The 21645-nt window shown below is 62.3% G+C and carries 22 protein-coding genes; 6 read left to right on the top strand and 16 right to left on the bottom strand.

The window, feature by feature from the left end:
• Positions 1-223: 223 nt before the first annotated feature.
• Together NJ4_RS23500 and NJ4_RS23495 are read right to left on the bottom strand one after the other, a co-directional pair.
• Positions 224-763 (bottom strand): hypothetical protein, encoded by a 540-nt coding sequence (locus NJ4_RS23500; RefSeq protein WP_157551321.1) that lies wholly within the window; start codon positions 761-763, stop codon positions 224-226.
• 51 nt (positions 764-814) lie between these two features.
• Positions 815-994: a hypothetical protein gene (locus tag NJ4_RS23495; protein ID WP_067441418.1), complete on the bottom strand. Its 180-nt coding sequence runs from the start codon at positions 992-994 to the stop codon at positions 815-817.
• A gap of 123 nt (positions 995-1117) precedes the next feature.
• Between NJ4_RS23495 and NJ4_RS23490 the strand changes: the two genes are divergently transcribed.
• The gene (locus NJ4_RS23490; RefSeq protein ID WP_067441413.1) at positions 1118-1585 is read left to right on the top strand and encodes a hypothetical protein; all 468 of its coding nucleotides are present in this window, start codon (positions 1118-1120) and stop codon (positions 1583-1585) included.
• A complete protein-coding gene (locus NJ4_RS23485; RefSeq protein WP_157551320.1) occupies positions 1567-3594 on the top strand; it encodes a hypothetical protein in 2028 nt (675 codons plus the stop codon). Before NJ4_RS23490 ends, NJ4_RS23485 begins: the two co-directional genes overlap by 19 nt.
• On the opposite strand, the gene NJ4_RS23480 is transcribed toward NJ4_RS23485, so the two are convergent.
• A complete protein-coding gene (locus tag NJ4_RS23480) occupies positions 3584-4291 on the bottom strand; it encodes a hypothetical protein (RefSeq protein ID WP_067441406.1) in 708 nt (235 codons plus the stop codon). The two genes, NJ4_RS23485 and NJ4_RS23480, sit on opposite strands and share 11 nt — an antisense overlap.
• A gap of 217 nt (positions 4292-4508) precedes the next feature.
• On the opposite strand from NJ4_RS23480, the gene NJ4_RS23475 reads away from it, so the two are divergent.
• Both NJ4_RS23475 and galE read left to right on the top strand, forming a co-directional pair.
• A complete protein-coding gene (locus NJ4_RS23475; protein WP_067441403.1) occupies positions 4509-5114 on the top strand; it encodes a hypothetical protein in 606 nt (201 codons plus the stop codon).
• A gap of 148 nt (positions 5115-5262) precedes the next feature.
• Entirely contained in the window at positions 5263-6264 is a 1002-nt protein-coding gene (gene galE / locus NJ4_RS23470) for a UDP-glucose 4-epimerase GalE (protein WP_067441401.1), read from the top strand.
• A gap of 172 nt (positions 6265-6436) precedes the next feature.
• Here galE and NJ4_RS23465 read toward each other — a convergent pair whose 3' ends face one another.
• The 12 genes from NJ4_RS23465 to NJ4_RS23415 all read right to left on the bottom strand — a co-directional run bounded on the left by NJ4_RS23465 (position 6437) and on the right by NJ4_RS23415 (position 18920).
• On the bottom strand, positions 6437-7828 hold the full coding sequence (locus tag NJ4_RS23465) for a lipopolysaccharide biosynthesis protein (protein ID WP_157551319.1): 1392 nt from the start codon (positions 7826-7828) through the stop codon (positions 6437-6439).
• Between the two features lie 133 nt (positions 7829-7961).
• On the bottom strand, positions 7962-9029 hold the full coding sequence (locus NJ4_RS23460) for a polysaccharide pyruvyl transferase family protein (protein ID WP_082749083.1): 1068 nt from the start codon (positions 9027-9029) through the stop codon (positions 7962-7964).
• Positions 9022-10068, bottom strand: coding sequence for a glycosyltransferase (locus tag NJ4_RS23455; RefSeq protein WP_067441391.1), 1047 nt, complete (start codon positions 10066-10068; stop codon positions 9022-9024). The genes NJ4_RS23460 and NJ4_RS23455 overlap by 8 nt, the downstream gene beginning before the upstream one ends.
• Entirely contained in the window at positions 10065-11162 is a 1098-nt protein-coding gene (locus NJ4_RS25355; protein ID WP_169799321.1) for a glycosyltransferase family 1 protein, read from the bottom strand. Before NJ4_RS25355 ends, NJ4_RS23455 begins: the two co-directional genes overlap by 4 nt.
• A 68-nt stretch (positions 11163-11230) precedes the next feature.
• Positions 11231-12316: an EpsG family protein gene (locus tag NJ4_RS23445; protein WP_067441383.1), complete on the bottom strand. Its 1086-nt coding sequence runs from the start codon at positions 12314-12316 to the stop codon at positions 11231-11233.
• Positions 12313-13179, bottom strand: coding sequence for a glycosyltransferase family 2 protein (locus tag NJ4_RS23440; RefSeq protein ID WP_067441380.1), 867 nt, complete (start codon positions 13177-13179; stop codon positions 12313-12315). The genes NJ4_RS23445 and NJ4_RS23440 overlap by 4 nt, the downstream gene beginning before the upstream one ends.
• On the bottom strand, positions 13172-14386 hold the full coding sequence (locus tag NJ4_RS25350) for a glycosyltransferase (protein WP_082749080.1): 1215 nt from the start codon (positions 14384-14386) through the stop codon (positions 13172-13174). Before NJ4_RS25350 ends, NJ4_RS23440 begins: the two co-directional genes overlap by 8 nt.
• Positions 14386-15522 carry a DegT/DnrJ/EryC1/StrS family aminotransferase gene (locus tag NJ4_RS23435; RefSeq protein WP_067441375.1) on the bottom strand — a complete coding sequence of 379 codons (1137 nt, stop codon included), beginning with the start codon at positions 15520-15522 and terminating at the stop codon, positions 14386-14388. The genes NJ4_RS25350 and NJ4_RS23435 overlap by 1 nt, the downstream gene beginning before the upstream one ends.
• 137 nt (positions 15523-15659) lie before the next feature.
• Positions 15660-16232: a GNAT family N-acetyltransferase gene (locus NJ4_RS23430; RefSeq protein WP_157551318.1), complete on the bottom strand. Its 573-nt coding sequence runs from the start codon at positions 16230-16232 to the stop codon at positions 15660-15662.
• Between the two features lie 17 nt (positions 16233-16249).
• Positions 16250-17290: a hypothetical protein gene (locus tag NJ4_RS23425; RefSeq protein WP_157551317.1), complete on the bottom strand. Its 1041-nt coding sequence runs from the start codon at positions 17288-17290 to the stop codon at positions 16250-16252.
• Positions 17287-17922: a sugar transferase gene (locus NJ4_RS23420; RefSeq protein WP_067441365.1), complete on the bottom strand. Its 636-nt coding sequence runs from the start codon at positions 17920-17922 to the stop codon at positions 17287-17289. Before NJ4_RS23420 ends, NJ4_RS23425 begins: the two co-directional genes overlap by 4 nt.
• On the bottom strand, positions 17922-18920 hold the full coding sequence (locus NJ4_RS23415) for a GNAT family N-acetyltransferase (RefSeq protein WP_082749079.1): 999 nt from the start codon (positions 18918-18920) through the stop codon (positions 17922-17924). The genes NJ4_RS23420 and NJ4_RS23415 overlap by 1 nt, the downstream gene beginning before the upstream one ends.
• Positions 18921-19299: 379 nt before the next feature.
• Between NJ4_RS23415 and NJ4_RS23410 the strand changes: the two genes are divergently transcribed.
• Positions 19300-19758, top strand: a complete 459-nt coding sequence (locus NJ4_RS23410) for a hypothetical protein (RefSeq protein ID WP_067441359.1) — start codon at positions 19300-19302, stop codon at positions 19756-19758.
• A 28-nt stretch (positions 19759-19786) separates the two neighbouring features.
• Here the strand turns inward: NJ4_RS23410 and NJ4_RS23405 are convergent, their stop codons facing one another.
• The gene (locus tag NJ4_RS23405) at positions 19787-20137 is read right to left on the bottom strand and encodes a hypothetical protein (protein ID WP_067441358.1); all 351 of its coding nucleotides are present in this window, start codon (positions 20135-20137) and stop codon (positions 19787-19789) included.
• Between the two features lie 315 nt (positions 20138-20452).
• Here NJ4_RS23405 and NJ4_RS23400 point away from each other — a divergent pair, with 315 nt between their 5' ends.
• A complete protein-coding gene (locus NJ4_RS23400; protein WP_157551316.1) occupies positions 20453-20968 on the top strand; it encodes a hypothetical protein in 516 nt (171 codons plus the stop codon).
• Positions 20969-21645 lie beyond the last annotated feature (677 nt).

Below are 21645 nucleotides of genomic sequence, written 5' to 3'. Positions count from 1 at the left end.
ACCACCACCGCCCCCACCAACCGCCTCACCACACTCATCAACGGCGGCGACACCTGGACCATCGTCTGAACCGGACGCTCAGCTAGCGACCAGGTGGTCCCCCACGAGGGCCACGATTCTCGGTCGCCAAGTCATGCCCGAGCGCTAGCCGCGCCCCCCGTTGGTCGAGTAGCCGCGAGGAACGAGCGGCATGTCGAGACCCACCGCTCGGCGCGGATCGACCTCAGGAGCCGTCGTACTCCGGAAGCGAGAGCGCCTGCCTGACCAGCGCCGCCTCATCGCTCGAAGTCTGGGCGACGGCGTCCTTCACGATGGCTCCGATGTCGTCCACCGACTCCACGCTCGAGCAACGACTCCACTGGGTGCGTTCGGAGGAGATGGCCTTGGTGAAGTCCGCGATCTCCTCCGCGACCTCGGCGGGCCACTTGCCCTCGGGCAGCTGCTCCATGGCGGCCTTCTCGGCCTCCGCAATGCCCAGGCACGCCTCCTTGTAGGCGGCCACGTCGTCCGAGCCGGACTGACCCACGGTGTTCATCACGCTGATCGCCTCGTTGACCGGAGTGGCAAGGGCGACGAACTGCCGGCCGGCCTCCTCCATCGACCACAGCTCCGGGTCCGTGCTCGACGAAGAGCTCGACGAGGTTGACGACGCTGCGGAGGTCGACGGCGTGGTGGAGCCCTCCGGCTCCGCGTCATCATTCCCCGAGTCGCTGCACGCCGAAAGCACGACCAGAGCCAGGACTGCCAGCACGCATCGCTTCATGGCTGGCGGCCTAACGACGAGAGCCACCGCGTTGGTTGCGGAACCGACGAATCAGCCCTCGACCGGACCGGCCCAGCGCCAGTCACCCTCGGGGCCGAGATACTCGACACGGGTCACACCCGACTCGGTCTCTTCCTCGGTCCGCGCCCAGTCCAAGGCTCCGGCGTGGTCGGCGTGCTCCCCTTCCGCGACCACGTCACCCATCTGATCCTTGAACCGGTAGCGCGTCATGAGATGACGGTACCGAACCCGGGCTCCTGGCGGAGGCCAACCAATTGAGGAGGCGTGAGCGACGCACCAGATCTCCCCAAAACAAAGCATTCGCGCCGACCCCGACAGGGCCACAGTGGAGGTATGAAACCGGGCAAAACGGTCACCTCTCTCGCCGTACTCGGTGCCACGCTGCTGCTCTCCGCCTCCAGCTGCGGGGACGACGCGGTCCGGGTCAGCAGCCAGCTGGCGCGAGGCAGCAGCGACGACGCCCTGCGGGTCGGCGCGCTGCGGGCCGAGGGGCTCCTGGCCAACGTCTCCCGCGCTGCCCGGCCGACCATCGGCCAGCGTCTGAAGCAGGACGTCCGCACGTTGAGCGAGGACCCGCAGGTGCAGACCGCCCTCGAGGGACTGGCTTGGGACACCACCTGTGCCCTGGTCGGCGGCCCGCCCGAGAGCCTGGACCAGGTCGCCAGCTTCCTGCTCGAACGTGCGGCCGGCTTCGGCCTCGCGTTCTTCGACGAGGGCGAGCAGAAGATGGCCGGGCTCGTGCTGGACGCGATCACCGAGCAGGAGAGCGAGGCGGAGCAGGCATGCGATCAGATCTCATAGACGTAGCACCCGACGTGGCCGACGCCCCGCTCGAGATCCGGGTCCACGGCATCGGGGACCACGGCAACTGGTCAGAGCTGGGCAGCCCCACCATCGTCGTCGACGGCCAACGCCGCGGCGCGGACACCGCCGTACCGCCGCTGGTTCCCGACCACGAGCTGCGCCTGGTCAACTGGGCGCGCACGTCGCGGGGCTGCGCCGGCTTCCTCTGGTACGTCGCCCTGCCCTACACCCTGGTCAACGCGGCGGGCTACATGTCACCGCCCGACGACCTGGCTCCCACGGCTCGACGACGGGCCCGACCCGAGGTCGTGGTGACCGGCCTGCTGCTGACCCTGCTGACGTTCGTGTGGGGCCAGGCGCTCCTCGAGACGATCGCCACCCGCACGGTCTTCTACTGGTCCGACTCCCCCCAGGCCGGCCCCTGGATCGCGGTGGCCCTGGGCCTCGCCCTGGTCGCGGGCATGGTGTGGCGACACGGGACGACGGACTCCGAGGCGACCTCCTTGGTGCTGTGGCTCAACGTCCTCGTGGTCGCGGGAGCCACCTGCGTCGCCGGCCTCGCCCGTCCGTCGCACTGGGAGGCGACGTCGTCGTGGGTGCCCGGCTTCCTCATCACCTGGGGCCCGACCAGCTCGTTCGGCGACGCGACAACCGGGCCGGACCAGACCGCGGCGCACCTGGTCTCGAGCGGACAGCTCGTGCAGTACGTCGACCCGGTGGTCGGGGTCAGCGTGGTGTGCCTGGCCCTCGTCGTACTGATCGGTGCGGTCTCGGTGACCCGCGGGCTGGTGGCGGCGGCCAAGGGACGGCCGTCGACCCAGGAGTTCGCCGCCGGTGTCTCACTGGTCTGCTCGGTCGTGCTGATGCTGACGGTCGCGTCGGCGCTGCGGCTCTTCACCGACAACCTGATGCGCTACCTGGGCAGTCACCTGCCGGGACTCGGCGATCCGGGCGAGTCCGGCGGGTTCGAGCCGCGGGCCCTGCTGCCCGCCCTGGACAACGACTACTCCGACCGCGACGACTTCCTGATCAACCTGGTGCCGCTGCTCGGGCTCACCGCCCTGTTCTCGTTCACGCTGGCCTTCGTGGTCGCGAACCTGATCCCCGGCGGCGCCGGCCGCGTCCGGTGGGCCGGTGACAAGTCCGAGCTGACCAAGCGCATCGCGAAGGCGCAGTGGCACCGCCGCCTGGTGCTGCGCCTGCCGGCGACCCTGGGCCTGGCCGTCGTGCTGGCCACCTTCTTCTGGTACCTGATGAGCGTCGGCGTCCGGCAGCTGACCCTGCGGGGATCGGAGACGTCGTGGAGCCTGTGCCTGCTCACCGTCCAGGTGCTCTCGCTGGTGGCGATCTTCATGGTCGCGACCGGGTGGAGCATGTACAGGGTCCGCACGTCGGTCGGCATGGTCGCCGACGTGCTCGGCTTCTGGCCGGTGGCCAACCACCCGTTCGCCGGAGCCTCCTACCGCGACCGCATCGTGCCGGGCATCATCACCGAGATCGAGCTGGCCGGCTCCCGCCCCACCGTGCTTGTCGGCCACAGCCAGGGCTCCGTGCTCTGCGCCTGGGCCGTCCACGAGGTGCGCACCAAGGCGCGTTTCCAGAAACTCGGCCCCCGGCTCACCCTCATCACCTGTGGGTCTCCGCTGGAGTCCCTCTATCGCGTGGTGTTCCCGGCCTACTTCCCGGCCGCGTTCTACACCGAGATCGCTACGACGACCCCGTGGCTCAACTTCTGGCGTGACACCGACCCGATCGCCACTCCCCTGCCCCTACCGGAGACGTACGCCGATTCGCCGTCGGGCAACATCCAGATCGCCGACCCCGACCCCGACATCACGTGCCCCAAGCTGGCCGAGCAAATCCTCGTGCACTCCGACTACTGGATCGCGCCCAAGCAGATCGCCGGCGTTCGGCTGCTGCTCGCGCAGGCCGAGTCACCACCGTTGGTTGAGGCGGTCGCTCAGCGACCGTCGCGAAACCACAACCCTGGCGTCGCTACTTCCTGAGCACCAGCGAGTTCGCACCCCACGTCCGCGACGTCTTACCGAAGATGAGGCGGTACTCACGAGCCCGCTGCGCCTTCACAGAGATCGAGATGTAGCCGCCCTTGCCGACGCGTCCGGTCTTGAGGTAGGTCCACCTTCCGCCGGCCATGCGCTGCAGCCGAATGGGCGTGCCCTTCGGCGCGACCTCCCACGACTCGGACCCGGTGTCGAAGTAGACCAGGCGAGCATGGACAGTGCGGACGGCACCGCGCTTGGCGATGCGCACCTTCCTGAAGTTCGACGCCTGCAGCACCTGGAACCGTGCGATGGAGCGATCCCGGAAGGAACCTTCGTCGTCGTAGGAATAGTCGTTCCACTCGACCTGCGTCGGACCGAGCCTGAAGGTGCCCAGACCCTCATAGGGGCACCAGAAGTAGGAGCCCCTCAAAGCACCCGCTGAGTCATAGACGTAGTCGTAGGTCTGGTCCATGTATTTCGACCCCTTCCACACCTCGACCTCGGCAACGAACCGGTCGAGGTATCCACCGTTGTGCCTGACGGTGAACGGAATGTCCCGGCACGCCCCGGAGTTCACCTTCACGTGGCGCGGGACGATCCACACGTCGAAGTCCTGGGCCTGGGCTGGGCCGATGCCCACCAGGGCGAGGCCTGCGAACGAGATGATGGGAGCGAGCAAGAGGGCCAAACGGCGACGCATGATGAGTCAGTCCTTCCGAGAACGGGTGTCACCAAATGCTCGCAGGAACAATCGACCGGCGCCGCGCCTTTCGCCCCCGGACCACTCACACGGGCTATCAAGTCTGGCCGATCGGTTGGGGTCCACCGGTTCCCATGTGCGGCGCGCCGAGCCTGGAACACAATGGCTCACTCACGCACAGAGACGTTCAGTTCTGGGGACGATCGGGGAGAACACCATGAACTTTCACCCGCGGATCCGTCGGCAGGCGGCTGCGACCCTGGCCGCCCTTGGCATGACGGCCGGCCTGTTGGCCAGTGGGGTCTTGCCCGCAAGCGCCGCGACCGACATCACGGTCCGCGACGCAAGGGGGGACGCGCACCGCGCGCTCGACATCACTCGAGTCGAGGTCTCCCACAACAGGCAAGCGGTCCGAGTGATCGTCACCGTGCGCGACTTCGTGCGCGCCGACTCCAACGCCCCGGTCGCAACCATGCTCGGCGTGCACTTCGACACCAAGGGCAACCGGAACCCCAATCACCTGATCAAGATCGACGGCATGCACGTGGCAGCCGGATCGACCTGGAACTGGAACCGGTTGCGCCCCAACGGCATCGACCCGTGGGGCGACTGGTGGACCTGCGTGCCCGGGGGCTGGGACAAGCCCTTCATCCGTGCACTCCCGAGGGCGAACAAGGTTGTCTTCCTGGCACCACGCAGTTGCCTGGGCGACCGCGGTTGGGTCCGCGTAGCGGTGCAGTCCTACAAGCCGTACGGCACTCGCTTCCGCGATGATTGGGCGAAGGGCAAACGGGCCTACCTGCCCCGCATTCGACTGAACTGAGAACCGCAGGGAAGCCGCGCGCCGGCATGCTCGCCGGCCCGTCTAACGGTCAGGTGCCGATGAACTCGGCGTCCTGGATCGGCCACGACTGGGTCACAAACGATCCAACCGACTGCATCAAGGGTGAGGGCACCATAGGGTTCTCCGCATGAAGATTCTCGTCACTGGTGGGGCCGGCTACATCGGCTCCACCACCGCAAAGGCACTCGAGGAAGCCGGCCATACTCCCGTCATTCTCGACTCCCTGCTGTCAGGCCCGCGCGCCTTCGTTCGTGACCGGATCTTCTACGAGGGCGACATCGCTGATCGGCCCCTCCTGCGCCAGATCGTGGCCGAGCACCCGGACATCGACGCGACCATCCACATGGCCGCCCGCATCGTCGTGCCGGAGTCCATGGAGCAGCCCTACGTCTACTACCGCGACAACGTCGCCAAGTCCCTCGAGTTGTTCGATGAGCTTGTCGCCCTGGGGAAACCTCGAGTCCTCTTCTCATCTTCGGCCTCGCTCTACGCCTTCACCGAGGCTTTTGTCGTCCGCGAGGAGGACGCACTAGATCCCACGTCTCCCTATGCCCGCACCAAGCGAATGATGGAACAGGTCCTCGAGGACATGGCACGTGCGACGGAATTGCGGGCGGTGATCCTTCGCTACTTCAACCCGATCGGTTCGGACCCTGACCTCGAGTCAGGCGTCTACGTCAGGGAACCGTCACACGTCCTCGGTCAGCTGGTCCTGGCGGCAACGGGGCTGAAGGATGAGTTCACCATCACCGGAACGAACCACCCGACCCGCGATGGCACTGGCCTTCGCGACTACATCCACGTCTGGGATCTGGCGCAAGCTCATGTACGCGCGGTCGAGCGCTTCGACGAAGTCCTCAACGCCGTTCACGCCCCGAGCGTCGTCATCAATATCGGCACCGGCGAAGGCGTCACGGTTCGTGAACTGGTGTCGTCCTTCGAGCGGGTGTTCGGGGCAACCGTGCCGGTCTCCGAAGCGCCCCCTCGTCCCGGAGATGCCGTTGGCGCCTACGCCAACGCCGACAAGGCTGCGGGCCTCCTGGGCTGGAAGGCGAACTTGACTCTCGACGACGGCATCGCCTCCGCGTTGGCTTGGAGTAAGCGGCGTCATGAGGTCCTCGGCGAGTAATCCCGCGCAACGGAGAGATTGAGCGTTACTGCATTGTCTGCTGTCCTCAGTTCGTTCAGGTCAAGGATCAACGGTCATTCCGCGGGCGACCATCGCCATGGCCGTGCGTATGCAGTCCAGGCATTCGTGTCCTGCCAAACCCAATCGCGTGGCCCGACCGCTACCGACTGCGCTATGACATCCCGACGACCGTCGCGATCCGGGCACGCACTCCTTGGAACGCCACGGTCCGGTGTAGTACGAATACGAACATTGCGCTGGGCACGATGAGTGCGGCCGCTGCCTCAACCGCGACCACCGGCACATCGAAGGCATGTCCACTTGCAGCCCCAAGGCTGCGGACGATCACGTACGAGAGCCCGATGAGGAGCGCGTACAGCAACTGCTTCCCGAAGTACTCCCTCGGTCTACCGCTAAGGAAATGCAGGAACAGGACCCTCGGCTCAAACCAGACCTGAGTCAACAGGCGGGCAAGCAGGGTGGCGTAGAGAATGCCGGCCAGACCAAACTGGGCGCCCAGCACCACGGAAAGCACGAGGTTCAAGGCTGCGGTCACGAGAAACACGTAACGGGTCCGCATGAACATCTGCGTGGCGGTTCTGAAGGCTGCCACGGGCAGCATCGCCCCGTAGACGTAGAAGTTCAGTACGGCTGCAAGCAAGACCCACCTGTCGAGCACGAAGTCCTTACCCAGCCACGCGGAGACAAATGGTTCCATTGCCACCAGAAGCACCACGCAGACCGCGCCATGCACCCACGCAGCGATCATGGCGAGCTGATCGAAAACCTTGCGCATCTGCTGTTGGTCTCCGCCAGCGCTTAGGTTCCCCACGCTCGAAGCGACGGCAGCAAAGAGCAACTCTGTAAAGCCCAGCATCGACCCGATGATCAACGCGTAGTTCGCGTAGTACCCCACCGTCGCGGTGCCGACCAGGACCGAGATGAGAACGAGGTCCGTCTGGTTCATCAGCGCACCCCCGATCCGGTAAGCAAACATCGCTCGGACGCTCTCGAAGAGACTCTGCGAAAGCTCGGGATCTGAGGGACGGCGGCGTGATCGTCCACGCAGGTGCGGGTAAAGAGAGTCCGTCTTGCGGATGATCGCGAGGTTGGCAGCGAGGGTGGCAATCAGCTGAACCGCCAGGAACATCATGAAGTTGCTGGTCGTGATGAGCACCACGATCTGCACCAGACTGCGTGCCACCTGGAAGCCCGTGAGATATGCGCGGGCGAGATACAGCTTTTCATCAGCCACCAACACCAGCTGGCGGTGGGCGCCGAGCAGGTATCCCGCCAACACGTCGGCAACCATCAGACCCAGGTACGCCGGAAGATGCTCTATCCGCTGATCCGTCCGGACCAACAATGGCAGCAGCGGGACCGCCAAGACTCCGAGCCCAGCGATCGCGACTGCAATCCAGCGGTACATCCGCCGAGCAAACTCGACGATGGATGTGATCGTCTCCGTGTCACCTCGACGGATTGGGTCGAACATGGCGTAGACGAGGGCTGTGCCGAGGCCCAACTCAGCGACAGCGAGGAGGACGAGAAGATTGGCGAACAACGTGCTGACGCCCAACATATCGACGCCGAGTTCTCGGATGAAAACGGTTCGCGTAGCAAATGTGACTCCGAGTAGTACCACCTGCGTCAGGAGGGCTACCGCGACATTTCGCGCAGATCGACCCGTCCGAGAATCAACCACGGAAGCTCGAACCTAACGCGGTCTCGAACGCAGCCTCGAAGGCGTTGCGGATCTCACGAAGGGAATCTTCATCCGGTCTAGTGCCAGCCAGAGACTCCCCGATCTCAACGATCTGAGCGCCATCAGCACTAGTCACAAACTTGACCCCGGGTACGCTGCGCAACCACGTGCTGTGGAAGTCACCGACCTTGCCATTCGCGCTGTCGATGGCCACGCATGGTGTCCCCGTGATCACGCAGAAGATCATCCCGTGTAGTCGATCGGTGACTACGTAGCGCGATGCGCCGAAGTCGTCCCAGATCAGGTCGAGCGCACGTGACGCCGAGGCAGTGTCCAGACGGGAGTCACCAATGTGGGTGTCCCGAAGCAAGACGGTGTCGGATATCGGGACAGCAGATTGAATCTCATGTCTCTTCGCCAGCGTGAGGCCCGCTTCGGCGTCGTCACGCAGTGCAAGAACAACTCCTTGCCGTGCATCGGCCGAGTGCTGTCGGTCCAAAGTGAGAACTACGTCCGGCGACAGCACAACACGGTTGCGGGAGAAGTTCTCCTTCATGAACTTCTCAGCTGCCAGGTCGCGAGCCATGAATGTCAGGTCACTGTGGCGCGAGTAGGCCCGTTGCGCTCGACGAAGAGCACGACGGCCAGCTGCCGAGTCGGGGAAGGACGCCGATTGAGGAAAGGCAATGATCTTGGTGTTGGGGAATGCTCGCACCACCACCTGACGCAAGAACTCCATGTCGTCATACATATAGCCGGTGTTTCCACCACCTATGAGCGCAACCAGGTCATGCTCGTGGACATGTGAGGAGAGTCGCTTCATCCGTGACGTGGTCTGGCTGATCGGCACCTCAACGACTTCACGATTGGGGAAGCGACTCTGCAGGAAATCTCGCTGTGCTCTGGTGATCGCCAGGTCGCCGAGGTTTCCGTAGTCGGCAGCAAGCGCCAAGATGACTCGTGGCTTCTCGGGCGTCGCAGCAGCATCGGCAGGTTGCGAACGCGCATACGCCATCCGCAACCGGAGTCGAATGTAGAACTTCCTCAGTGCTTCAGTCACGTCGGTTCGTCCTTTCCCGCACGAGTATCGCCACCATCACAGGACTCACCCAGCCACGCGCAAGCCATCGGGCTTCGATCCTGGCAACCCGAGACACTCCCGCCTGCCAAACGTCCTTGAGCACTGCTTTGACGAACCCATCGCCAACCAGCCGTTGAGCTTGTACCCGCCGAGCGGCCAAACTCAGAGACCTGTCCAGCGCAATGGCTCTCAACGACGCTCTGGTCCTGTCCCACGCAAGGTCTCGCAGTGTGTCGACCGATGTCACCGCGTCGACAGACCACGCTCGGAACAGCCCCGCCACAGCCAAGTGCGATCGACTAATTAGTTGCGCCGCATCGGGGTACGAGCGAGTTCCGAGGGTGGTCCGTGCTCGCTGCACGTAATGAAGCGTCCCTGCCGGAACGGCCACCGTTCGCTTGGACGCTGAGATCACCTGAGCGTTGAAGAGAAGGTCTTCGATCAGGGATGTGCCGACCTCGAACTGAAACCCGTTGGAGATCAAGAAGTCCCGGACATACAACTTGTTCCACGCGTAGCCAAGGAAGTTCACCAGACCCGGAGACACCGCGGGCGTCACACCGGGTTCAACTACTTCAACCATGTCCAACCGTCGATGATCGCTGCTCACCAACGATCCGGCCCTATCGTGATTGTCTACGACGAACCCCGTGACGACGACGTCTGCATCATGTTCCATAGCCACCCCCAGCATCCGGGAAACATGTGTGGCTTCGACCCAGTCATCGCCGTCGACGAACGCCACGTAGGCGCCTGTAGCCCGACACAATCCAGCATTTCGAGCGTCTGACAGCCCACCGTTCGACTTGTGTATGACTTCTACTCGAGAGTCCCGACGCGCGGCCGTATCACACATCTCGCCCGATCGGTCAGTCGAGCCGTCATCCACCAGGATCACTTCGACAAATTCGTGGTCTTGGGCCAGAAGGGAGTCCACGCACGCGTCGAGATACTCCTCCACGTTGAAGACGGCCACGATCAAGGTGACCTTGACCCCGAGCTGTTTAGATACCGTCATTGGCTAAGACCGTAGAGGTCCATGAGCACTTCAACGCCAGTTGCAACGTCGTATCCAGCTGCCCGGATCCCTGCACGAAGCAGTTCCCGATCCTGATCCACCCTGCGCTCCGAGACTATCGCCGCAACCCATGGCTCGACGGCCTCTATGGCCATGAACTGGATCAAACCGACACCTGTATCCACCTCAACCGAGACCCGGTCAGAAACCAAGCACGTCACCCCACTGGCTTGCGCTTCGATAAGTGACACCGGGATGCCCTCGAACTTCGACGGCATGACTACGTAGTCCAACGCTGAAAGCAGCCGATTCACGTCCGAGCGGACGCCAAGAAGGTGAACTCTGTCTTGCAGTCCCAGTTCCTCAATCTTGCGTTCAATCTCTGCTCTGAGCGAGCCATCCCCCATAAGCACTAGCTCCGAAGGGATGCTTTGGTCGCGGCAGGCTGCCAGCACATCAAGCATGAACGAGTGGTTCTTAACATCCTCGAAGCGAGCCATCGCTCCCAAGGCCACGCTAGACTCGCAAAGCCCGAGTTCGCGGCGCACGTCAGCGCGCACTGTTGGCGTCGGTGCCGCAAAACGTTCAAGATCGATCCCGTTGCGAAGCAAACGGACCCTACTGCGTGTCGCCGGCTTGCGGAACAGATAGTCCCCTGCCTCGACACCGCACGCAACGAATTCCGTTCCCGCCTCAGCAATAAGTCTCCTCGACGCGGCTTTGTACAACCGGCTCGCAATCGATGAACCGGGATCATCCGTGCTATGACTGTGCGCAATTCGAACCGGCACTCGTGCCCAAGCAGCAGCCAGCAGGATCAGGCCCGATGCATGGAGGATGTGCGAGTGTACCGCCGCATAGGGCCCGTGGCTCTCTATCGCATTCCTAATCCCAGGAAAATTTAAAGTATGTGGGACCCAACGGTACCCCGGACTACTGATGATCCGTCCGCCCAGATCGATTATTTCATCATCGAAGGCACCGGGCTCATCGGTCATAACCATGAAGTCGAACTGGATCCGACTCCTGTCAATGTTACGATAGAGATTCATCAACATCGTCTCGGCACCGCCGACGTTCATCGCTCCGACCACTTGAAGAACTCGAGGCACAGCCCGCGGCCCGTCCGGTCGTGTGCCCCGCCCAGTTTTCGCTTCGATTGTCATGGCCGATCAAAGATCCATTGGAAATTGTAGAGAGCTGGCGTAAGCATTGTCTCGATGTACCAAAAGATCGCGTACAACACAATGATTACTCCAACAAGGAGATGAACTAGGCGACGATCCCTCATGTTCAAAAGCCGTGGGATGGCTATAAGAACGAAGACAGAAGTGTACGCGGCAAAGCGAGCAACGTACGCGCTCCCAGCAGATGCCCCCATAATTGCTGCATTGAGAATGACCATGTTTATGTAGAAATGGTCAGTTCCTTTCAGGAGATCGCGCCGCGTGAGCAGCAAGTAAAGCGCCAAGGGCGCGAACGCAACGAGGATTCGTAGCGGACTAACTTGCTCAATGACGTATCCGCTGGCTCCGAGCAGCGTTCGGTCGTTGTCCTTGAGCGCAGACACAACGTCAAGAAGCGTCCCGTAGGCGGTCGATGCAGTCGCCGCTGCCACCATCAACATTAGAGCGCGCGATGCGCCGAGTCTGGTTCTTGGGACGAAGTAGAAGAGGATGCACACGGCGGCGCTGACATGAAAAAGGGACGCAACGAGGACGGCCCCAAGGAATCGCCATGGACGGCGCTCCAAGATCGCACGGTGACACGCGAAGACGATCGCGACGGCTACCCACTGTCGAACCCCGTTGAATGTCGCCTGCCACGGGCCAGTAAGGATGAACAGCGCGATGCTCAAAGCAAACATTGTGCTGTCTTTATAGATCGTCCACACGATCAGCCCGACTGTGACGACTGAGGCCAGCGCCAGCATCGTGGCGTAATCGTCGTGAAACCAGGCTGACGCCCGTGCGAGCACTCGAATGCCTGGCTCTTGCCACGGTTTCAGGTCACGTATCGACTCGGTCTTGTACATGTTGTACGACTGCGAGTACGTGACGTAGTCGACCCCCACTCGCCAGCGCAACGCAGCGACCCCGACGAGGATCGTCGCGCACAACGCGGCCCAATACCGTCCCGGACGAGAAAACCCGGAAGCCTCTGCAGATTGGGCACGGGCCCGGCCAACCAATTCCCCCATCCAGGCCGCGGAGACAGCCGCCAGAGTAGTCAAGTAGTAGACGATCACTTCGAGTCACTCGATCTGTCGAGCACGCTGGGCCGCATCCGTTGCGATGACCGCAAGAACATCACGGCTCTCGCAGGAACAATCACCTTGAGTAGGTCAAGAGCGGGGTAGATCAGCCACCATCGAGGATAGTCCAGCATCGCGAACCCTCGAACAGTCGTACGGAACAAGTTGACCCGATTGCGCCAAGTTCGACGTCTGACCGCCGAAATGTCCTCACGCACAAGGTAGAGCGGCAAGTCGATATTTCTTCCTTGGAAACCGGCCCGGAAGAACCGGAACCAAAGATCAATGTCTTCGACCCTCTCCACGCTCATTTCGTCCGTGTAACCGCCAAGCTGGTCGAAGACTCGCCGCCACGCCATTACCGTGGCGTGACAGAACGGAACCGCCCGCCGCAATGTGTGACGATCTGGTTGCAGTACCGCGTGCACCACGTCGCCTAGTCCCTGACTATCGAACCGCCTCATGCTGGTTCCGACGAGATCCACCTGAGGGTGACATCGTAGATACCGCACTTGTTCCTCCAAGCGTTCCGGAGTCGAGACATCATCCGCATCCATGCGGGCGACCAACTCCCCCGTTGCCGACATCAAGCAACGGTTGAGACCATGAGCAAGTTTGCGGTTTGTCTCGTTACGCAAGAGTTGGATTGCGGGGCATCGCTCTGCCAGGGACTGAAGCACCTCAAAGGTGTCATCCGTCGATCCGTCATCGCAAATGATAAATTCCCAGTTTGTGTACGACTGGCGCATGATCGACTCGACTGCGGCCTCAACGGTGGAGACACAGTTGTACGTAGCCATGATCACCGACACCTTGGGCGCGAATCCTCGCTCAGAATTCAGGGAAAACTTATGCATTCGCTGATCCCCGTCGTCGAGATGTTGCGACCTCAAGTTCAAGTTCGATGAACGACTTCCAGTGCTGCCAGACCACACGGGCTTCGAAATCCTCAACAACCCGACGTCGTGCCCTCACACCGTAGGCCTGCGAAAGTCTTGAGTCGGCGAGCAGTTGCACAGCACTGTTGGAAACTGACCTCGTATCTCCTCGAGGATGCAGCATTCCGGTAACTCCATTCTGCACTGCATCCACTACCCCGGTGACTGCGTAGGCGACTGTGGGAACTTCACAGGAGGCCGCTTCAAGATTCACCATTCCTAGGCCCTCACGATGCGAAAGCATTATGTTCACGTCGGCAGCCTGAAACACACGCTCGACAGGCTTCATGAAGGGCGCGTGGAGGGTTCTTGGCGACGTGCGCAATTTCTCTACACACTCGAGGTCTCGAGGGTCGTTCGAGTCTGCGTCTCCAACGATCAGCAACCACGCCTCTGGCACATCTCTTGCAATGCCTCTCCAAACAACGTCGAGGTCACTTATGCCTTTGTCATGAGTGAGCCTTCCAACGAAAACGACCAACTTGGCATCGAACGGGACTCTTAGCTCGGCCCTGACTTCGTCCCGCCCTCGCTTGGTGACTGGAGAAAATCGAAGTGTATCCACACCGTTCGCCGAACCGGCGCCCAGAACCTGGGCCTTACCCCGACGACAAACTCGGTCCGATTCCAACTTCTGGACCACACTTGGACTCACCGCAACGACCTTTGTCGCCGCCATGCAAGCAAGCCAGTCCAGCCATTTGATTGCTCTCTTTCGCAATCCGTTAAGGCCCTCCCAGCGAAGGCCGTGCACCAAGTAGATTCTCTTGGGAACGAACGCGCAAAATGCTGCCACGGTTCCCAACACTCCCATCTTGGGAGTTCCCATGATGGTCATCGCTGGCCGCAACCGCCAAAACAGCAGCAAAAGCCGGACGAACCAAACCAAGTCGCCAAGTCCTGGAGCTCGACCTGTGGGGATGCAGTGGACAGTCACCAGTTGGCTCTGTGCAAAGTCCTCCAGCCGCTCATCGTTGCTGCCTACGACGAGGTGCACATCGCGACCAGACTCGGCAACCGCAAGCAGCTGCCCGGAAAGAAACGCGTATGCCGTGGAATGTGTCGTGACCCCGTACACCACTGGCCGACGACTTGGCCGTCTGGAGTTTGAGCCTCGAGACAGCATCAGACGAACCGCTGGATTGTTTCCGTAACGGTATTGAACTGCACGCTGGTCATCGCGGAGCCCGACGGCAAGGTGAGTCCCTGGGCGAAGAGCTTCTCCGACATACGATTCATCGTGCCGTTGAGTCCTCGCGAGACCGGCTGGAGATGCATCGGCTTCCAGACCGGGCGACTCTCGACGCCGGCGTCGGCCAAGGCCTGGCTGAGGTCCTGGGCCGTCCACTGGGACAGCTCAGGATCGACGATGATCGCGGTGAGCCAGCAGTTGTCGCCGGAGTCGTCGGCTCCGCCGAGAATGCGGACACCCGGTGCGTTCGCGAAGAGCGCGCGGTAGCGGTCACGCCAGTCGCGGCGCCGCTTCAACATGTCATCGAGCCGCGAGAGCTGGGCCCGGCCAAGGGCGGCGAGGATGTTGGAGAGGCGGTAGTTGTAGCCGACCTCGGTGTGCTCGTAGTGCGGCACGGGTTCGCGGGCCTGAGTCGAGAGTTTCTTGACGTGGGCGGCCAGGGCTTCGTCGTTGGTGAGCAGCATGCCGCCGCCGGAGGTGGTCATGATCTTGTTGCCGTTGAACGAGATCACCGAGGCGTCGCCGAACGAGCCGGCCGGCTTGCCGTCGTACGTGGCTCCGAAGGACTCAGCGGCGTCGCAGAGGACCTTGGCGCCGTGGGCACGGGCGATGTCGATGATGGCCGTGTAGTCGATGCACTTGCCGAGCATGTCGACCGGCACCACGACCGGGACACTCGTGCCGGCAGCCTTGAGCTCGGTCAGCGCCTGCTCCAGGAGGGCCGGGCTCATGTTGCCGGTCTCCTCGTCGCAGTCGACGAAGTGCGGCTCGGCACCGACGTAGCGGATGGCGTTGACCGTCGCGGCGAAGGTGAAGGTGGACACCGGGACCACGTCACCGGGTCCGACACCCCAGGAGACCAGGGCCAGGTGCAGGGCCGCCGTACCGGAGGACAGGCCCACGACGTGAGCGACGCCGACACGCTGCGCGACCTCCTCCTCGAAAGCGGTCAGGTCGGGGCCCGCGGGCGCGACCCAGCCCGACTTCATGGCGCGCATGACGTACTCCTGCTCGAGCCCGCCGGTGTCAGGCGCCGAGAGGAGGACCGAGAAAGTACTCTGCGTGCTCACGCACGTGCCCCCAAGAAGATTTGATGTTCTGAACCGCACTCGATTCTACGGTCGGCGGCACCGCTGCTACCCCGATCTCAGGGTTCTGAATGGTCATTTCGGCATGGCCCGGAATGACTACTTCCTCGCGGCATGCCCTATGGGCGCCCCGTGACGAGTGTGATGTAGTCCTCGGCGTCTGGAAGCCGGTCGAAGTCCTGCTTCAGGATGCCGACTTGATGAAGATCTACGAACTTGCCATGGCGCCAGACATGTTCGCGCGACGTGCCTTCCACCGACCAGCCGCACTTGTCGACGTACGCCTTCAATGACGCGCGGTTCGTCGTGAGGATCGAGCTGTGCAGGCGAATGAGCCCGACGTCGTAGAAGGCGAAAGCCATGACAAGCTTGATGGCATCTGTCCCGAGACCACGCCCACGAACGTCGTGTACCCCGCCAAGCTTGAGCGCGGTCAGGGCGTTTCGGCTCTGCCAATCGACATCCCACAGACCGGTCACACCAATGACACGATTCTCGTCGTCCTCGACGATCCACCTGTGGGTGCCGCCGCCTTGACTGCCCGCGTGCCAACGCTCCATCTCCGCAGCAGAATTTGGCCAGCCCCAGCCGACGACATTTCCGCGGACACCAGGGTCGTCGTTGATCGCCTTGACCTCAGCCAGGTCAGCAGCCTCCATTGTGCGGACGCTGACCAGTTTCCCCTTGAGCACTTTGCTTCCTTTCCCTGTCAGGACGGCACGTGGTCCCGGATCAACTGCCCCACATGGGTGAGGTCGTCGACGCTATAGCGGTGGTCGATTGGTACGGAGAGATAGGACGTTGGCCACGCCCCGGCTGGTTTGGGGCCGTGTTGCGGTTCCGGCCAGTGCACGGGACAGAAGACTCTGTGTGCGATCAAGTGTGCGCGTAGACCGATCAGGTCTGGCCCCGTGATGACCATGTGCGACCGAACTTCGGCTCCGTCTTGAGCGGGCGAGTACGCCGAGGCCGAGATGGCCGCGACGAGCGCCCGCGCATTGCTAACTCTAATTCGCGCCAGCTCGCCATAGTCGAAGCGGCCTATCCAATCTTGCGATGCCGAACTCATGGGAGCCGGCCTGACGGCTGCCTCAGTCAGCTCCTCCGCTCTCAGGAACAACGCACGGTGCTCGGACGGACCACGGCGCGCCATGAAGTCGGACTTGGTCTTCATGGCCGCGAGCCGCACTTCGGCGGTAGATGTTGCTTCACATTCCGACGGCGCCAGTGCAGCGCCAGACAAATACGCGCCATCTGGCAGGGGGAGCATCTTTCGAAGACTGGCAACTCGGTAGTCAGCTGATGCCAGCCCCGGTGCAAGCACACGATGAGTCTCGTCTGAGATGACGACTGCGCCGGCGTTCTGCCAGGTCGCGAGTGAAGCCAGCCACTCAGGGGCCTCCGGCGTCCCGAAGTACGGCAAGCTCAGGATCGCTGTCTCTTGTGGCGCCTCTACGGCGTCGACGGGCTGGACTCTCAGATCGCCGCTGACTGCGGCGAAGTCGATGCTCCAGCCATCAGTCGCGAACGGCTCGATCATGGATTCGCAGTAGAAGGCCGGCATCAGAAGTCGGCTTCGACCCTGTGACTTCAGGTGATCGGAAACAGCCGCAAGTGCTTGCCTCCCCGACTCGAAATAGGAGACGGGTTGATCATTGGACTCCCACGGCGGCCGCACGGAGCCGCTCACCAAGAGTGCCTGGTCAACCACCTGGAAGTCAGAACCGACCTCCCAGTCCGGCGTTGTCAACGACCTTCCTTCACGCCAACGCTCGACTGGCCCAGGTCATCGACGTCTGCCACTGTCTGCCCTGTGACGACGCTGTCGCCCCTCAGGACCGCAGGAATGGTCTGGAAAATGATCCGAAGGTCACCCAAGAGCGAAATTGATCGTGCGTACTCCAGGTCGGCCTTGATCCGGACGGACCAGGGAGCGTTGTTTCTGTAGCGCAACTGCGCCACTCCGGTCAGTCCCGGCCGGATCGCCAATCGACCGCGTTGTACATCGTCGTACCGCGCAGCCTGGTCCATGAGTGCCGGGCGCGGGCCCACCACACTCATGTCGCCCTTCACAATGTTGAGCAGCTGCGGGAGTTCGTCGAGGCTGGTCTTCCGCAAAACACGGCCAACTGGAGTGACCATAGAGGCGGAGGGGTAGCCGCCCGATGCCTCGTGAGTGCCGACCTTCATTGTCCGGAATTTGAGAAGTCGAAAGGCCTCGCCGCCCCGCCCAGCGCGTTCCTGGGTGAAGTAGATGGGTCGGCCAGATGTCAGTAGGACTGCCAGCGCACACATCGCGTGGATCGGCGAGCTGATGATCGCCACGAGAGACGAAGCGAGGCAGTCGAACCCTCTCTTGCCAAAGCGTTCGTACATGCTCATCAGTCAATCCTGAATCCGGGAAAAAAGAGTTGTCCTTGCAGGTCGTCCGCCGTTCGGCCCAACTCCTCCGCGCGTTGTGCGACAGCTGCGTCGTACCGAGACTGGTCGATGATCACGCCGTACGCCGAGTAGCTCAAAACGTCACCGCCGAATGATCGCTTGAACTTGAACAACGAGTCACCCTCGCCGACGCCACCGCCGAGGTGGAATCGTTGCACCCCGTTGGCCGATGCCCACTGCGCTGCGGACCACAGCATCAGGTTCGTTGCACCGTTCCTGCCAGCATCTTGGGCGGCACCGCTGAGGTGGTAGTGAAGAAGGTCGCCGTGCCGCATCAGCAGCGCCGCGGAGACGATCTCTCCGCTTGCGTCGAAAACCGAGGCAAGTAGCAGGTTCTCCTCAAGGCCGGACAAAAGTTCGTCGTAGTACTGATCCGGGAAGAAGTAGCGCTCGGACGCCGACCTACGACGCATCGCGCTCTCGTAGAGCTCTCGGAAGGGCGAGCCTTGTTTCAAGTCCACAGCTGATGCCTCCACCACACTCGCGGTGTGGTCGAGCCTCTCGGCCTTCCGGATGCTCGTTCGGCTCCGGCCCTCCATGGCTCCCCAGAGGACTTCGGCATCGGAAGTTGGGAGGCAAACCGTTGAGTGATCCTTCACGACCGTTCGGAACGAGGAAGCGTCAACGGGCGCCCCCACCAGCGGAGTCTGGCGAAGGAAGACGCTCAGGACTTCGCGCTCACGCAGGCCATCGACCGCCTGCGCCCAAGCACTGTCGCGATCACCTTGGCTCAGTTCGGGTGACGCATAGATGCCCGCGTAGCCGTAGGGGCTCAGAGCGTCGACGAAGCCATCAGCCTCTCGCAGATGCAGCGGCATTCTCCACTGCCCATCGAAGGCTTGGAGGTCGATCCACTCGCCACTGCCACACGCCATCTCGGCCCGGCCATATGCCTGAGTGAAGTACACATCTGGCGCGGCTGTGTCTGACTGCCTCATCGTGCGATCCGCGCGGGACCCGAGGGCACGACTCGGAGCCTCTGCGTGGCGCGCATGACGTACTCCTGCTCGAGCTCGCCAGTGTCAGGCGCCGAGAGGAGGACCGAGAAAGTGCTCTGCGTGCTCACGCACGTGCCCCCAAGAAGATTTGATGTTCTGAACCGCACTCGATTCTACGGTCGCTGGTACCGCTGCTACCCCGATCTCAGGGTTCTGAGTAGTCATTTCGGCATGGCCCAGATGGGCCACTTCAACTTGTTTGAGGGTGGCGATTAAGCCCCCTCTGGCCGGTTCCACAATCGATGTCCGCCACGACGGTTACGTTCTGGCCAGGCGCTCGGGGCACACGATCAATCACACCTACGAAAGTGACCCAGTCATGCACAAGCGCACCATCGGCGTTGTCGCCGCATCCGTCGCCGCTCTCGTACTCATTGGAGGTACTTCCGCGGAAGCACGTGGCCTCATCACGGGCAAGAACGTTAAGGACAGCAGCCTCACCGGCGCGGACATCAAGGACAGCACCCTTACCGGCAGGGACGTCAAGAACGGGACTCTCACGCTGGCGGATCTCAAAGCCAGCGATCGAGCGAAGCTCCTCCGCGCGCCTCTCAACACCACGATCGTGGAGAGCCCGATTGTGACCGTTCCTGCGTACGACAGTGGTGTGGTCATTGCCTTCTGCCCCGCCGGCAAGAGGGTCACGGGTGGCGGCTACTTCTCGAGCATCGCCATCGCGGCCAGTAGCTCGCCGGGAAAGACCTCCTGGGGTGTGGTCATCAACAACTTTGCGAACGACATTCCTGTCGAGGTCAACGCTTACGCCGTCTGCGTGTAATCAGCCTCTGGAAGGTGTCATTTCGGGGTCAACAGTCGTCCTGATGCCACTGGCCGTCCTCACGCGTCCACGGCTCCGAGTCCTGATCGATGCTGGAGTCCGCGTGGGTGCAGCTGACGCGAGCTAGGTCGCCGGAGGCCCCTTCGCTGTATGAAGCACAGGCCAGCGACTCGCCGTACTGTTGCTTCGCCAGATCGACCATCGCGATGAACTGGCCATGGTCGGCGCGGTTCTTGCATCGCTCACTGAAGAGGTCGTAGGCCGCTTGTCCGTCACCGGACAAGAAGGCATCTGAGTAAGACTGCAGGGCACCGCGCAGTTCTGACTCGTCTGCTTCGACTGTCTTGGTGGGCGGCGTCGTGGAAGGGGCCTCGCTCACCGCGTCACTGTTTTCGAGTCGGCGGTTTAGTCATCGTCGCGCGAGCAGGCAGCAACGACGAGCAGTGGCATCAGGGCCGCGATCGATTCGCGCTTCACGCCGGGGGACGTTACGGCGATCGGCCGACGCTGGCAGCCGAACGGCGGATCCCGGTCAGACGTCACTTAGTTCTTGTTGTGCCTCAGCGAGCGAGCGTGCAGCACCTTCTTTCCGGAAGGCCCCACAATGCGGTCCCCCACGGAATGGTGAGGAATGCCGAGGTCACTTAGTCCGTTCGGCAGCGCGATGTCGGAGCCATGCATCAGCATGGTTCGTATGGCCGAGGATTTCACGCAGGACCTACATGGGCTGCTGGCAGAGATCCGTGGGGTCGCCACATCGCTGACTCTGGGCGGGCCGACGGCGTTCTCGCGCAACTTTGAGCTCGGCGTCGGCGCGTTCGCGCGTGGACCGGACCACGCTGTGGGCATGGCCGCGATGATGGCGGTTCGACGCTTCGAGAAGATGGACGAGACTCTCGTCGGGTCGGGTGTTGCTCATGTCGCTTTCCCTGCGATGGAATTGCTTGATCGCTTTCCAAGCCAAATGGGCGTCGTGCCAGATTGTCTCGCGCTGATCGGTCATCTGGTCGAGCACGGGATGACGGACGCCGAGCCGGTCCGCAAACTTGTGCGAGACCATGGCGTCCTTGGGTTCATGATGCTGGTGCAGGTCTACAACGAACTCGGCAAATTGCTCGTCGAAGTCGATCCGGATCTTGATGACTTGCAGCATCTGATGACCCGAGAAGCCCTCGCCGACGAACGTGAGTGGTTCAGCGATGGCAACTGATTCCTGCCAGGGAGCCCGAGCCTGCTTCGGAATGGTGGCTACCAATCGAGACGCGGATCAACCAGTAGCCAACCCCAGGATTAGGTTGAGTCGCGGAGCTGCCTAAACGCCCGCTCAATGTCCGTTCGCGATGGCGCCTCTATGCCACCGCGAGGGCCGCGGCGAGTCCACAGCTTCCACCAAAAAATCCCATTCTGATCTGATGGTGATATCCCCAAGTCCAATGGCACCCTGATCGTCATTTCACCACCTGGTCGCAGCATACGGGACCTGTAAATTGGGGCACCTTGAACGAGAGACTCCGTGCCATTAGCCGACTCCAGCACCATGTAGACCGGCATACTCCGCGCAAACCCACGTCCATGGTTGCGGAGTACAAGCCGATATTGGCCCGCCTTGTAGTCGTCAAGGGTGTACCAAATCCAAGCCTGAACCTGCGACTGCCAAAGAGACCGCGTCCAAGCTGACAGGCGGACCCAAATCGGTTGAACACCACTGGCCTCCGCATCGCCTACCCGAAGACGGAAGGAGGACTTCATCGTGCGGTGCCCTACCCGCACATGCGCACGAAGCACCATGGGTTCAAGCCGCACCTTGCGCTGTACCTCTTCACGGATGCGGTGGTAGGGGAAGGACCACGTTGCTGTCTCGGTCGGCGTGAGAACCCTCGGCAGTTT

Origin of the sequence: Nocardioides jensenii JCM 1364 = NBRC 14755 (genome assembly GCF_001552535.1) — a bacterium.
GTDB lineage: Bacteria > Actinomycetota > Actinomycetes > Propionibacteriales > Nocardioidaceae > Nocardioides > Nocardioides jensenii.
Note: the sequence above shows the minus strand (reverse complement) of the source record. Positions and strands in the feature narration are given on the sequence as shown.

Bases quoted from the DNA above. Each gene is read 5' to 3' on its own strand.
- NJ4_RS23495 (WP_067441418.1), bottom strand. From the start codon at position 994: ATGACGCGCTACCGGTTCAAGGATCAGATGGGTGACGTGGTCGCGGAA.
- NJ4_RS23410 (WP_067441359.1), top strand. From the start codon at position 19,300: ATGCACAAGCGCACCATCGGCGTTGTCGCCGCATCCGTCGCCGCTCTC.
- NJ4_RS23475 (WP_067441403.1), top strand. From the start codon at position 4,509: ATGAACTTTCACCCGCGGATCCGTCGGCAGGCGGCTGCGACCCTGGCC.
- NJ4_RS23485 (WP_157551320.1), top strand. From the start codon at position 1,567: ATGCGATCAGATCTCATAGACGTAGCACCCGACGTGGCCGACGCCCCG.
- NJ4_RS23440 (WP_067441380.1), bottom strand. From the start codon at position 13,179: ATGCATAAGTTTTCCCTGAATTCTGAGCGAGGATTCGCGCCCAAGGTG.
- NJ4_RS23415 (WP_082749079.1), bottom strand. From the start codon at position 18,920: ATGAGGCAGTCAGACACAGCCGCGCCAGATGTGTACTTCACTCAGGCA.
- NJ4_RS25350 (WP_082749080.1), bottom strand. From the start codon at position 14,386: ATGCTGTCTCGAGGCTCAAACTCCAGACGGCCAAGTCGTCGGCCAGTG.
- NJ4_RS23455 (WP_067441391.1), bottom strand. From the start codon at position 10,068: ATGACGGTATCTAAACAGCTCGGGGTCAAGGTCACCTTGATCGTGGCC.
- NJ4_RS23480 (WP_067441406.1), bottom strand. From the start codon at position 4,291: ATGCGTCGCCGTTTGGCCCTCTTGCTCGCTCCCATCATCTCGTTCGCA.
- galE (WP_067441401.1), top strand. From the start codon at position 5,263: ATGAAGATTCTCGTCACTGGTGGGGCCGGCTACATCGGCTCCACCACC.
- NJ4_RS23420 (WP_067441365.1), bottom strand. From the start codon at position 17,922: ATGAGCATGTACGAACGCTTTGGCAAGAGAGGGTTCGACTGCCTCGCT.
- NJ4_RS23500 (WP_157551321.1), bottom strand. From the start codon at position 763: ATGAAGCGATGCGTGCTGGCAGTCCTGGCTCTGGTCGTGCTTTCGGCG.
- NJ4_RS23490 (WP_067441413.1), top strand. From the start codon at position 1,118: ATGAAACCGGGCAAAACGGTCACCTCTCTCGCCGTACTCGGTGCCACG.
- NJ4_RS23400 (WP_157551316.1), top strand. From the start codon at position 20,453: ATGGCCGAGGATTTCACGCAGGACCTACATGGGCTGCTGGCAGAGATC.